We start from the raw sequence: 14,208 nt of genomic DNA, 5'->3' as shown, positions 1-14,208 counted from the left end.
CCCTATATATATTTTTAATATTAATAAATTCTTTCGATACTCTTTTAACCCCACTAACTTTGGGCGGCATAAGTACCTTTTTATAAGGTAGAGAACTCATACCTTCCCCTATATCATCAAATTTTCCAAAATATATTTCTCCATATTTATTTCTAAATATGTCTTTAGGAGCAGGTATATAAATATCTCTTGTTCTTTCATTATACAAATATACTTGTCCTATTCTTAAAATCTTTCTTTTCTCTTCAACGGATGGATTTTTCATGAACTCTTTTCTTAAATGTTCATTATTCGCCAAAAGTGCTGTAAAAATGGCACCTGAAAAAACTGAGGGATATGGCATATCCTTGGATTGTACTGCATTGTTATATCCTTTTTTAAATACTTTTCCCTCTCTAAAAAAAGTATTATCGCAAGGTTTCAACTTTAAAAGTTTCATTTACATCACCTCCGGTAATTTCGTAGAATCCTTGCAAGCTGCATAATCTTTCATAAATATCCATTGTATTTAAATAATTTTTAAAATCTACATTTTTTCTATTGGCAGATACAGGCATACAGTTTTCATAAAATAACGAATCCATAAACCTTTTCATTTCTTTTATATATTCTTGTATTTCTGCTTCTTTCTCTTCTTTTTTTCCCTCTGTTTTTTCTTCCTGAAATAATTTACTTTTTTTCATAATACGGCTTAACTCTATTGTGCTCATATACCTCAAATTTCTAAAATCATCATTAGTTATTTTATTATATGCAAACCCTGAAAATTCTTTTTCATATTTTCTTATAAATGACAGGGAAAAATTATTTTTAATTTTTATATATTTCTCTATCAAATCTAAAAAATTATTTAATTTATCTTTCTTCATATAAGCTGTATCTGCCGCACCACCTCCTACAATATAATTTAATACAACTCCATTTTTTTTATCTCTCTCATACCTATCCTTAACATTATTCAATTCAATTCTGCTTTTATTTATAACTTCACCTATTGGAGTTTTACAAGGAGCAATTGTTATACAGGTTGAATAAGTTATTTTCCTATATATTTCCACATTTCTTAATTTATTTAAAACATCTTCTGTAAATATTCTATCTATATCATTTAAAACTTTATATACTATTTCTATTGGCATTACTGCCAAGAAATCGTCCCCGCCAGAATAAATAACACTGCAATTCTCATCTAATTCTTTTCTCAACTTTTCTCCAAATGAAATTAAAAAGCTGGATATCCGTTCCTGGTATAATTTGAATTCTTCTCTTCGAATTTCAGTAAATTCTCCTCTCATCCAATCACCCAATGAATCAATATCAAATTGAATAAATGCATATTTATAATTAGGTTCAAGTACCTTTAGTGCTTCATTTTTACTTTCATAATGACTTTTTAACTCTGACTCTATTTTTTGCAACTTCTCTATCAAAAACTCTTTGCTGGAATCCTTTTGCCTTGATTCCGATTTCAAGTCAAATAAGAACTCTTTATATTTCTTGTTTTCATTATCTTTATTTTTTAATATCGATATTGTATTTTCTATTTCTGATATACTATAATATTTATCTTCATACGTAAAAATTTCTTTTAACAATTTATTTGCATTTTGAAGCTTAGTTTGATATGTTTCTTTCCAAAGTTTTATGGCGATTGAATAATTTGATTCATAATTATTTTTATTATATTTTCTTTTGTAAAAACAAACAGAACATAGTTCGTCTTTATAAATAGGACGTTTCCCACATATATAACATTTTTCTTTGCGATATTTTCCCTCTTGAGATTGTATTCTATTGCTAAAAACATAAGTGTGCTTGATTCCATTCATCAATTCCTGAAGATGATTATAGACATCATAATAGTCTTTATCATCTATTGCTTCCACAGCCCAGAAGAGGTAAAATATTTCTTTAAAATTTTCAATGTCACACTCTTCCCCCATATTTTTATATATAGAATCCTCTAAATGTGATAATTTCAATTTTTCTTTCTCGCTTACCTCAAACATAAGATAGTTGGTACAATCTTTAATGCCATTGTCATTAAAGTTTAAACTTCTACCATATCTGGGATATATCAGTTCACTCTCATTGTCATTTTTATATATTTCTTCTATTATATTTTTCATTAGTTTGGATATTATCATACTGCTATTTCTAAGATCCATTAATTTTTCCGATTCTTCTATATAGGATTGTACAGGTCCTAAAGTTACAGCCAATAAATATTTCACTTTATAACCCCCCCTTACTTTTCTGTTTTTTCAATAAATTCATCAACATTTCTTTTAATCTCTTGTTCTTGAATATCATTGCCGCCACATGATTTATCAAAAATAAAATTATAATTCTTCTCCTTAATAATTAGAAACTTTTTATCTTGAGATGCTGCAAAAGAAAAATGGAAAGGAGAAATATATCTTTTTGTTTCTGAATCTTCAGAATTGTTTTCATCTTTTCCTATATTATTTGGCATTTCTCTCCTGATTTTCTTATACAATTTATTGATTTCTTTCATTAAATACCCTATTTTTTGAGAATCATTTAATTGAATTATGTTTATATTTATTACATAAGGATACTGTAAGGAACTATTCAAATTACTATATGTAATATTTCTTTCTTTTTTTAACACTGTTCTTAATTTTATAGGTTCTTTATCTTCATCTAAATAATTGTACTTTGTATCTGATATTATTTTTTCAACTTCTTCTAAATTTTTTGGAATAAATTTATTAAATTCCTCGTTTTCTCTATCAAGTAAATCCTTTATTTCTACAATCCGAAAAGCCCCTTTACCAATACTGGAACTTTGTCCAATTCCGCCTATTATTGAAGCTTGACTCAATAAATTAATATAAAATTCAAGAAAATCCATACAATCTTTTTTACTCTTTCTTTCAACAAAACAAACTGTAAATTCTGTCCCTTCATCAAAAAGTTTTTCACTTTTTCCTTCACAAGAATTATCATCTTTTTCATATATCATAGAAACAGGAGCCTTGTTTTCCGTACTTCCAAATAAATAAGCTTCTTTTTTTCTCATATCATCTTCATCCTTAAAATAATATAATTCCCTGAAAGTAGAGCGTAAAAGTGATTTTAATTCAGTTATTCTAAATTCTTTTTTATCTTTATCTGCTCCAAAGCTTATCAATTGTGAAATTAGTTTTAATTTCACTTCAACCCTTCTCATTATTATCCCCCCACACATTGTTAATTTCAAGCACAATCATTAATATTAAAACTACCTTATTTTTGCAAGTATCTGCAGATTTTTGCCTTTCTCGTCAGTTTGAACTTTGCTGTAGTTCACTTTAACCCCGTCATCCAAATCAATAGGTATTCTTGCAAGGGCTAAGTGGGCAATTTTTTCATCATAATCCTTACATTCCTTCAGCTGTTTGGTTATCTTCGCAAGACGCTTCTCCGATTTGGCCACTTCTCTTGGATTCTTATTATGCACTATGTCATCTTTTAAATTGTCCATTGTCCTCTCATAAGCTTTCTGCATTTCATGAAGATAGTCCACACGAAGTTTACCTGTGGTATCCTCATTGTACCTGTGCATATATATAAGTGCCTTGAACCCATTTTCTTTTCCGCTGTCGTACATCCAATAGATAGGCCGTTTTTTATAGGTTTTCACATGGTCTTTATAAAAATCCTTAAGAAAATAATTTCGCATAACCTCCCTTGGTGTGCCTTTCCCTCCTAAGGCATCTGCAATAAATTTAAGGTTCTCCTCCAAAGTTTCTTCTCCATAGCAAGCTTTCACAAATTCAACAAATCTATTCACTATATCGTCTTCAAAATACTCCTCATCTGTAATTAATATGATATTATCTTTATCGGGCATAAAAATAATATATTTACTATCGTCCCACTTGCCTCCTGCATAGGTTAATCCCTCTATATCCAAAGAATATCTGCCAAACATACAGCCTACTGCATAGGAGATAAAGGATTTAATAACATCTTTTTTTGTTAATATATATCTGTTACCTCTTATATCATCATAAATTTCACCCTTAGTATCAAAAATCTTGGTTATGGTTATATCTCTATCACTGACTTCAGGAGTTAGTTCATCTTCTAAGCCATAAATTTTGATAAATATGCGGTTTAATTCTTCTTCATTGGTTTTTAATTTGTCAAATTGTGAATTAGCAAAGTTTTTCCAATTCCCATATGCTGACTTTATTGTCTTTAGAACTTGTTTTTGCTTGTTTTTATCTAACAATGGATGAATTTTGAAATCCCATGAGGTTTCAAAAGAATCCCAATCTTTCTCCTCAATACTTATGTTTTCTTCCACCAATCCTTTTATGCAGCTTGCTACATCCTTATATAATATTTCCTTAATTGGTACTTGTTTAATGTCTCCAGCTTGAAAATGAATAGTAGGTGCGATTACTTTTAATATTTTTTCAACTACACAACTGTTTAGAATTCCTAAAAGCAATTCTTTATTACTATTATAAATAACAGCAGGACTAACATCATCAAAATAAACATCAAACGGATCTTCCCTAAATGAAGGTTTTTCTGAACATATTCCAGACCATACTATATGTGGTTTCCCATAATACTTTGATGCTCCTACTCCTGCATGTGAATCATTTTTCAACATTTCTCCATTATTTTCCCAATATATAACGAATTGAGAATTTCCATACCATTTTCGAAAAAATCCTCCCTTAGAATATTTATTCCATCTTTTTTTTATTACATCTTCATATTTTACTTCCTGCCAATATCTTAAATATTTATCATTATTTCCTGTATATATCCCTTTTAGAGTCTTAAAGCTGTAATCTTTAACTGTTTTAGAATCAAATACTGCAATAAAATTGTTACTCAACCAATAAGCCACTGGCATCTCCGGTATTTTTTTAAAATTATCCTGATCTGTTTCATAATAATATCCACATTGAGGATTTTTTATTGCTTCCAATGTCTTAATTTCTTTTTTTTCTGCATTATTAAAATCAACAAGTCTTATATAACTTCCTTTATAATCATCAATTGAAATCTTTTTAATTACAAAAGCTGTGCTCTGCACCACCTCTCCGCCAATTTCTTCAAAAGCCTTTGGTCCTAAATGTACCATATTACATATAGTATTTGACTGAAGCTTTTTCCTAAGCTTTTTATAGCTTGATAGAAACATCCATGAATGTTGAGTAATCATAGCATAATATCCATGATTTTTTACAAATTCTCTGCATCTTTCCATAAAAGTCGCAAATAAATCCGATTTGCTGTCAGGATAATTATCTTTAAGATACTTGCTTAATTTTGTATTCATATTACTATTCCCCATATAAGGAGGATTGGTTACAACAATGTCATATTTTTGTGACAAAATTTCAGCAGTATTGAAAATCTCTAAAATCTTCTGCTGTGTCTTTTCAATGTAGATCGTTTCAATAGAAAGTTGTGCCTGTGGTTTTATATTTATAATAAATTCTTTTAAAGCTGAAAAATCATATTTATCGGGTATATTTAATATAGATCCATATTCTTTTGCATCTTCAAAAATATCCAGCATATCTTCTATTTCTTTTCTCACTTTTTCCCAAGCTTTTTTATCTGAAATATTACTGCCCAAATAATCCAAATGCTTTCTATTGACATTGTTACTCTCAGATATAGTATGTAAATTACATTTTATCCCTCCATCTAAAATCTTTCTGTCATATTGCCTTCCTTTCATCATAACAGCAAAATAGGATAACTGATAAGCCCTTTTATCTATGTCAAGACCATATAGATTATTTTCAATAATTGATTTAGCTGCTTCTTTATCGGTATATCCCTGACTTTCATATAATTGCATAAAAATTTCAAAAGCATAAACCCCTATATGAAAACTTCCCATGGCAGGATCTATAAATTTAATATCCTCTAACTGAATATTTTTTCTGTCTCTTTGTATTTCTTTTAATTGTTCTTTTACTTCAGAACTTTGTTCTGCTTCAGCAATATAATATTCCCAATTAAATTTCTTAGCTATTTCTTTTTCACTTCGCTTGTCACCACCGGCTATTAATTTTTCTATCCAAAGTCTTCCCAGTGAATTTTCTACCATATATCTGACAATCCAGTCCGGGGTAAAAAGCTGTGTTTTAGCTGGTACTTCCTCTTTACTAACCTTTTTGCCTTTCTTGACTTCTGCATCAACAATTGCCTTAGGTTCAGTATTATAATACTGATACATCCATCCTATAATCTCCACCTGGCCGCTGCCATTTTCCGATTCTATATCAAAATATTCTTCCGGTACATCATGAACCAATTTATATACTACTCCATCAGGATCATTGTATGATATATTGAGCAGCAGTTCAGCATAATCATCTGTTTTTTCAAACAGTTCCGGCAGGCTTTCATTTAATGCATTGCACTCTTTTATAAACAAAAGATGAAACATCTTTTCCATAGCTGGAGCTCTGCCGTCTATTTTCCATTCAACTAACTGGTTTCTTTCATTTTCCGTAAAGTTTAAACTTGTATCTAAATAATGGGTGACAAACTCCGGCTCATTTACACCTTCTCTTCCAGAAGAAAGAATCCTCATTTTATCTGGAAGATAATTATTCACTTCCATGAAGCGAATAGCTATAAGCCTATTAAACCAGGTATAGGCTATTTCTTCTACCAAGCTATCGTAGACAGCATTATAATTCTGATCAGCTTTCCTTTTATTTAACTCTCCAATAAGCTTTTCATATTGCCTTACTTCTTTGCCATAAATTTTATGGGTTTCCACTGCACCAATATCAAAAATATACATATCTGAAGTGGATTCAGGAAGATGATCAGTTATTCCTTCTTTTTTAATACCAATCCTTGCTGCTTTACTTTTAATATCTTTCATCAGCTTATCTCTTGCATCCATGGCAAATTTTTTCAACACGGTCTTATCCATATAATTAATATCCTCCTCTAAAACTCAACATTCAATATAGTATCTTCCCTAATTTCCTTTTCCAATCTTATTTTTAGAACCTGCAGATATTTCTCCAGATCATCTTTATTTTCTATCTGCCAGGAATTTGATGGATTTATATCCTTAATGCTTATATTGAACTGTTTTTTTATGGGCTTTACAACTTTGTTTGCTTCATTTTGATCCATTGCTTTTTTAGCTCTTTCTTTTTCTGCAATATGTTCTTGTTCTTTGGCGATTTCATCTAGAAATCTCATCTTCAATTTGTCAGCTTCTATTCTAAAACCATTTACCTTAGCTACATTGTTACATGATTCGGCTTTTTTGATAAGATTGGAAAAAGCACTGCTAAATTTATTGTGAAATATTTTTTCTAACCCACTTTGTTTTAATACTTCCGTTACTCTTTTTTCCGCTTCGTTTATTTCTAATTTTACCGGTTTTAACTCTTTATCTAAAATTTTATTGTAAATATCTAAAAATCTATCATTTAACTCAGGCAGATCTTTAATTTTATTGTATGGATACGGCATTTTTAATATATCTTCCATTTTATCGATTATGGATTCTATTTCATTATTAAGCACATAGGATCTACTTTCCTCAAATACTTCACTATAACTTTTGCTCTTGTCCCATATTTTCTGCTGTTCGCCTTTTTTTTGCTGCTTCTCTCCAAAAAAAGATTTTATAGGTGGATAATATTCTGCAAAATCCAAATAATCATCTTCATGTTTCTTTACATATTTAAATATATCCAGAGCTTTATCCATATACACAGTACCTTGAATTAATTTAATTCCTTCATTTATAGTATCTTCACCTGGGTATCCCATTCCTGGATTATATCTACCTAATATGCTCTCTAATTCTTCTATTTTCTCTTTAGCTAATTTATTAAATTGAATTACCATAGTATCCGTATCTTCCGCCATGATAGTCATTTTAAATACTTCCTTGGCTACATTTTTTAATACTCTTTTCATATTTTCCGGTATGATTTCTTTTTCCTCTATTAGAAGCTTCTCTGTGTAAGTTCGTTTTGTAATATATTCAACAACCTTTTCGGGAGTTTCATTTAGCAAGGAAATCTCATTTCCATTTAAAGTAAATCTTATCAACCCATCTTTAAAACATTTGGCAATTATCCATTCTATGTCTGCATCTATAAATCCAAAGGGTGCTTCGTTGAATTTGTTTTTTATTTCTTTTAATGAAACTTTAGTATGATTTTGAGTGCGAATACGTATATAATCCAATGCTTCCCTTATGGCATTCTCATTGGGTAAAGTACCATCATCCAGAGTTATCTGCTTAGAGTTGTTTTGCTTAAACAGATTATATATGTCTGCTTCATCCATAGGACATGTAATATAATTTAACTTGTGATAGACTGTAGTTGTTATACGCTCCAGGGCTTCTGTCAAATTGCATTTAAAGTCTTTAGTTCTTAATTCCAATAAATCGCCATTAACATAGAATTTAGCTGTCTTCAGGGATTCCTGTAAAAATAATTTTCCTCTATCCTGATGCTCTCTCATTTCATCCCGTTTTATGGTTTTTATTTCTTCAAATTTTGAAATATTCACAGCAGAGGAAGAAGATAAAAACTTTTCAATCTTCATGGATAAACTCAATTCATTTAAAAAGCCTGCATCATTAGGCAAATCCACATATATATCTTTTCCCGCATTGCTCAGCATACGTAAATTACTATCTTGTCCATTTAACTCTGACCTTGGAGTAATTATTTTGACTCCAAAGTCAAACATCTGATTACTTTTATAGGGTATGTCATCTACTGTTCTATTAAATCCAAAGGAATACCTATTTTTAAAATTGGGAACTTTAATTTTTCCTTCAAAATAAATATCTGCAAAAATAAGTTCAGAAACTTTTTTTATAACATCTGTATTTTCAATGTCCTGACTTTCTATCTCACGATTGATTTCCTGTTCTTCATCAGTTAAAAATATGTATATATCACCGTTTTTTTGAACCAGCATCTGGCTTACCAAGATATCCAGAGCATTTTGTACTTTTTCTTTGAGTACTCTTCTATCTTCGTCTATATCAGATACCATTAAAGTAGTAATATTGTCCACAGTTGCTTTAATTTGATTGACATATTTGATCATAAATAAAGCCTTTAATACATTTACATTAAAATTATCTTTTTCTTTATCTGGATTTATATAGTTGTTCTCCATAGCTCTGGAGATAACTACCGAATGACTGTGGTCCAGGAATTTATTTAAGGCATCATAAAATATATTAAATGGTACAACTGTACCATCTTCTCTATCCATCAACTTTTCTGCACTTTCTTTAAACAGCGCCAGCATAGAACGCTCACCTTCCGATAAATGTTTGCCACTGGCTCCATGCTGCCTTATGGAAGTCAATACATTGGCTAAAAGGTTAAACTGATATGGTATAAACGGATATACCTCACAAAAGTCATTTTTATCTTCATACAATTTCTTTTCAACTTTATCATCAAACATTATTAAATTTCTAATAATGGTCTCTTTATTTTCATAAAGTACGGAGAGGGTTTCATCTGCCGCTTTTGTTTTTTTCAATATCCTGAGTTTGATAACTTCATCCACATTGGCAGATGTCAAGTTTAATCTCGTATCAAAACGGCCTTGAATTTTTGAAAAATCTCTGCCCTTAACTTCTGTTATAGAATCGATATCCTGCTGAGAAGTCACTACAATCCATGCCTTACCCTGGCAGGCAGTTCCAAAATCTTCTGTTATTGTCTGAAGATCAAGCATTAAATCTGAATTGTCTCCAATATATTGACCCATCTCATCCACTAAAAAGACAATATGATGATTCCTTCCCTTTGATTTTAAGTATTTATTTATCATTTTAGCAAAATCTTCTATACTTACCTCATAGGGTCTTATCGTACTTCTTGCCCAATCCTTAGCTGTCTCTAAACTCATAAATTTAATCTCTGACAAAGCCCTAACCACTCTATCTTTGAAAAAATTAAATTTATGTCTTGATTCTATCCAGTCATCTCCTGTAATTTCCTTATACTTTTCTTTAAAAGCTTCATATAAGTTTTCATCTTTCAACTGTCTTTCCAAATCAGCTACATGAGGGTTTGCACTAAATCCCATTTTCTCATTAAATACCTTTAAAAAAACCCTTAGTATAGCATCTTTATTCTTTTTACCGGACGTTTCACTTTTTGAATCGATATTAAACAATATGACATCTGTGGAAACTGACAATGCCAATTTCATATCGGCTGCAACACTGGAATCTTTTATTTTATTTCCATTTAAAAAATAGTCTATTGCTGACTTACCATCTACTTTACGATTTTCAAGCAAATACGATAAGATTTTTAGAAAGTGGGATTTACCACTCCCAAAAAAACCAGAAATCCAGACTCCCATTTTATCAGTATTCCCAAGTATTCCCTTTTTGTAGCTTTCGAAAAAATCTCTAAAATGTCTTTGTAATTCATTGGTAACTACATATTCTTCTAATTCTTGTTTTACATTAGCATCATCATCTTGCCCGACTTTTATTACTCCTTTGATATCCCTATCAATGGCTTTTAAAAACATATGTTTAATTAGCATAATACCCCTCCATTATATAACCAGCGGAAACGCCCGGTAATAGTGATCATCTTTAAATTCAGAAAACAACATAAAAGTCTGTCCATCGTATTTCCCGGGATAAAATAATACTACCGGTGCCTTATCAAAAACCTGACCCAGCTTATTTAATACATCATGGGAACGGACAAAGGGAAATATCTTACCAACTCCAGTGATAAAAACTACAGCATTTTCCGGAGTATTTTCTTCTATATAATTGGTAAAAAAGTTATTATTTTGATCCATATTCAGCAGTTCCACTACGGAAGAGACCAGGTATTCCATACCGTATTCTTTCTCCATATGAATACATTCTTCAAGAAGATCTTCCTCTTCTATGTAATCAATCATCAGATCATATAAATCATATACCAATAACTCATAGCCGACGACATCAGGGTTATTTTTCTCTTTTAAATATTTGATATATTCTCTAACCTTTAACTCCTCCGATGCGGGATAATCAAATATATAATATCCTATCTCATTTCCCAGCCCTTTATTCTTTCTAAAATCTTCTTTTTTTATTTTTTTTTCAATTTGATCTAAGCGCTCTTCTAATGTCTTCATCAAGCTACCCCCGTTAATGCCTTAAAATACGAGTAAAAAGATGGCTTTTTCATTTCAGCTTCCAGTTGAAGATCCATAATTGGTTTATGATATATTAAAATGCCATTTTCTTCTTCCAACAAATTTGCTTCTTTCAAATAGTTCTTATAAGCTGTTCCCAATCTCTTTTTTGTCTGTTCTGTAAATTCTGCTACTTTTTTACTTTGCTCAGATTTATTTTTAAAAAATATACGAATACTACTGTCCTCAAAATCTTTTGTGCCAAGTATGATATTCTCCCTGTAAACTTCATAAATATATTCAAAAAATAATCTGTCGTTCATCATTATTCCCAATAGATTTATCAGCTTTTGGTTTGAAATATCAAGGTCAAAAAACAATTTTACAATCTCCTTTGAAAGGACCTTCCTGCGTTTGGAAATTTCACTAATAATTCTTTTACCATAGGATGGTGAAGATGCCATAAGTATATTTTCTCTCTCCTGAAGTTCTCTAATTTCTCCTTCAGTTTTTCCCATTTTTATCATCTCTGTATATTTTTTAAACTCTTGAAACCAAAAACCCTTGCTAACAGCACCGGCACTATATTCTAAGTTTTGCACGCTTTCACCTCTTCCTTATCTTTCCTTTCCTCATATATTACTTCACAAATATCGCTAATCTGGCATTTTAGATAAGAACAAACTCTGACTAATACATCAAGAGATACATATTCATCTCGTGTCAATTTGGATAATGTACTGGTACTAATTCCTACTTTTTCTCTCATTTTAGTTTTTTTTATATCTTTATCAATCAATAATTTCCACAATCTTTTATAACTTATACCCATAAATTCACCTCTTTCCGGCACAACTTAGCACATTAAATATATTTATAGTATATATTATTGATATCGTCTTCTCAACTGTTTTTTTCGACTTCTCAAAAATTAAATTTAAAAGTTTTTGAAATAAAAATATAAGTCTCTAATGATATTTTATTTGCTTCCATAACTTCATTATCATTGAACTTATATTCATTATTCCTAATAAAATATTATTTTAATTATCAGTCGTAATTTAACTACAATAATGATTTACCCATTACTACATTTCCGCCCACTCTTCTTGAAATTGGTTTAAACCCCTTTTCAATATAATAATTAATTGCCCTATCTTCATTTTGTACTACTTTATCATCATAAATTCTTGCAGGAATTAATCCTATGTAATTGGCATTTATATATTGTAAATATTCTAATATATTATCAACTAATTCACTACAATACCCTTTCCCTCTACACTCTTTATCTATGTCCACATGATCCAACACTGCAATCAGACCATATATTTCTTCATTGTCCTTAGCCTTACTTAATATATCTACTACTTCTAAAACATCACCTGATATTGCATCTGCATTATAAATTAACTCATTCCAAGAATTCACCATACATTCATTAAAAAGGTATAAATCTGCATATCCAATTGATTTTTCTTCTTCAGTTTCCATATCTATCAATAATAATGAAGCAATAATATTGAGTGAATCTGATTCTTCATCTTTTACAGTTTCAAATTTTACTTCAGAATAGCTTTCATTCATAAGATTAACACATCCTATCATCATAGTTTACTATTTTTAAATTTTCACTTAAAATTCTATCCTTACAATTTCAGCTCCTTAAATATAGAAATTTTTTTGTGTTCTATAATCAGACATATATTCTCTCCTTTCCATATACTAAAAATCACTTATTTTCATTTATGCCGCCGCCAAATGACCAGTAATTTCTCTCAATAAAATCTATAAACTTATCCCAGAATTCATCTTCTGAACAGTTTTCCGGCACTGATACACAGCTATCTATTTCAATTTCCTTGGTGTTGATGAATTATCCATCTTCATTTTCATCAAGAGCATCAAATATCCTATCTTCGGCTTTACGGTATTTTTTCACCCTCTCGTGATCTGCATCTGAAGGATTTTTTATCCTCGACAAGTCCATATTATCGAATAGATCACACATTTTTACATGACCGGCTATTTTATTTTTTACAATCCTGCCTATGTATTCATCATAGGTTTCGCCATCTCGCCTGGTGAGAGCATCCAGTGCAGACAGTACTTCCTCGGAAAATCCTTGATTTCTCAAGTAATCCAGTGAGATATCACTATCCTCTACTACATCGTGAAGCACTGCACATATCATTTCAATTTCAGTTTTTCTTGAAAACATCACCCGCAGAGGATGCAGTATATATTATGGCTGTCCACCTTTATCAACCTGACCCTCATGGGCCTTTGCAGCTATTAGAATTGCCTTGTCCAGCATTATGTGTACCTCCTAATCATTATATTTATTATTTTATCTCCCATGCAAATAAAACTGTATCACTGACTTCTATATCATCTGGTTCGATGTCCGGAGCATAAGATGACTGAACAGCCATACAATTTTCCTCCACCTCATATATTGTTTGAGAATAAAGGTGCAGTTCACTCCAATTGTAATCAATACTAACCAGATCCCCAAGAATAACTCCTGATGCTTTTGCTAAAATTTCCGCCTTGTATTTCGCATTTTTGGCGGCACTTACCAAAAGCTTTTCACTGATAACAGATTTATCCTTAACAGAAAACTGTATATCCAGCTGTGGATTTATTTGTGTTTTTGCAATGGCAGCAAATACCTTTGACATTACTTCTGTGTCAAAATCAAACTCAATTTTTAAACTTTGCCTGCAGAGGTATCCATCAAATTTACTTCTATAATTGTCGTTATTATCACGATAACTCTCATAGTGCGTTTTTATATTAAAACTTGTTGTTTTTAGATCTTCTTTGTCAAAACCTGCTGATTCAATTGCATTTTGTAAAATCTCCACTGAATCAGCCGCAAGTTCCATTGTCTTGTCATAATTATAATCCTGTGATTCAAGGTTCATGGTAATAACAATTAAATTCGGCTTAACATTGATATTACCTGTGCCTTTCACCCTAATTAAATGATCCATTCAAATAACCTCCTTCGGTTTCATTTCATATGATCAAAAATCATTTGCTTTCAAT

Annotated in this window: 10 protein-coding genes and 1 pseudogene; all 11 read right to left on the bottom strand. The window is 30.6% G+C overall.

Going from position 1 to position 14,208, the window contains the following annotated elements; translation table 11 throughout:
• Positions 1-439: type III-B CRISPR module-associated Cmr3 family protein (locus J5G60_RS01780; RefSeq protein WP_328706997.1), on the bottom strand; the 439-nt coding region annotated here is incomplete at its 3' end.
• Positions 408-2,234, bottom strand: a complete 1,827-nt coding sequence (locus J5G60_RS01775) for a Cas10/Cmr2 second palm domain-containing protein (protein ID WP_150356417.1) — start codon at positions 2,232-2,234, stop codon at positions 408-410. The genes J5G60_RS01775 and J5G60_RS01780, both read right to left, overlap by 32 nt.
• 14 nt (positions 2,235-2,248) lie before the next feature.
• Entirely contained in the window at positions 2,249-3,181 is a 933-nt protein-coding gene (locus tag J5G60_RS01770) for an RAMP superfamily CRISPR-associated protein (RefSeq protein ID WP_150356416.1), read from the bottom strand.
• Positions 3,182-3,247: 66 nt separating this feature from the next.
• Positions 3,248-6,934 (bottom strand): BREX-1 system adenine-specific DNA-methyltransferase PglX, encoded by a 3,687-nt coding sequence (gene pglX, locus J5G60_RS01765; protein ID WP_150356415.1) that lies wholly within the window; start codon positions 6,932-6,934, stop codon positions 3,248-3,250.
• Positions 6,935-6,951: 17 nt separating this feature from the next.
• Positions 6,952-10,563: a BREX system P-loop protein BrxC gene (gene brxC / locus J5G60_RS01760; protein WP_150356414.1), complete on the bottom strand. Its 3,612-nt coding sequence runs from the start codon at positions 10,561-10,563 to the stop codon at positions 6,952-6,954.
• Between the two features lie 12 nt (positions 10,564-10,575).
• Positions 10,576-11,154, bottom strand: a complete 579-nt coding sequence (locus J5G60_RS01755) for a DUF1788 domain-containing protein (protein WP_150356413.1) — start codon at positions 11,152-11,154, stop codon at positions 10,576-10,578.
• Complete coding sequence (locus tag J5G60_RS01750) at positions 11,154-11,756, bottom strand: DUF1819 family protein (RefSeq protein ID WP_150356412.1); 603 nt, start codon at positions 11,754-11,756, stop codon at positions 11,154-11,156. The genes J5G60_RS01755 and J5G60_RS01750 overlap by 1 nt, the downstream gene beginning before the upstream one ends.
• Entirely contained in the window at positions 11,744-11,986 is a 243-nt protein-coding gene (locus J5G60_RS01745; RefSeq protein ID WP_150356411.1) for a helix-turn-helix domain-containing protein, read from the bottom strand. The genes J5G60_RS01750 and J5G60_RS01745 overlap by 13 nt, the downstream gene beginning before the upstream one ends.
• Positions 11,987-12,219: 233 nt before the next feature.
• Entirely contained in the window at positions 12,220-12,741 is a 522-nt protein-coding gene (locus J5G60_RS01740) for a hypothetical protein (RefSeq protein ID WP_190972178.1), read from the bottom strand.
• 289 nt (positions 12,742-13,030) lie between these two features.
• Positions 13,031-13,471, bottom strand: a pseudogene (locus J5G60_RS01735) (GTP pyrophosphokinase).
• A 28-nt stretch (positions 13,472-13,499) separates the two neighbouring features.
• The gene (locus J5G60_RS01730; RefSeq protein WP_150356409.1) at positions 13,500-14,153 is read right to left on the bottom strand and encodes an SIMPL domain-containing protein; all 654 of its coding nucleotides are present in this window, start codon (positions 14,151-14,153) and stop codon (positions 13,500-13,502) included.
• Positions 14,154-14,208 lie beyond the last annotated feature (55 nt).

It is taken from the genome of Clostridium sp. HV4-5-A1G (assembly GCF_900184915.1).
GTDB lineage: Bacteria > Bacillota > Clostridia > Clostridiales > Clostridiaceae > Clostridium_B > Clostridium_B aromativorans.
This window is presented reverse-complemented; position numbering and strand designations above follow the sequence as displayed.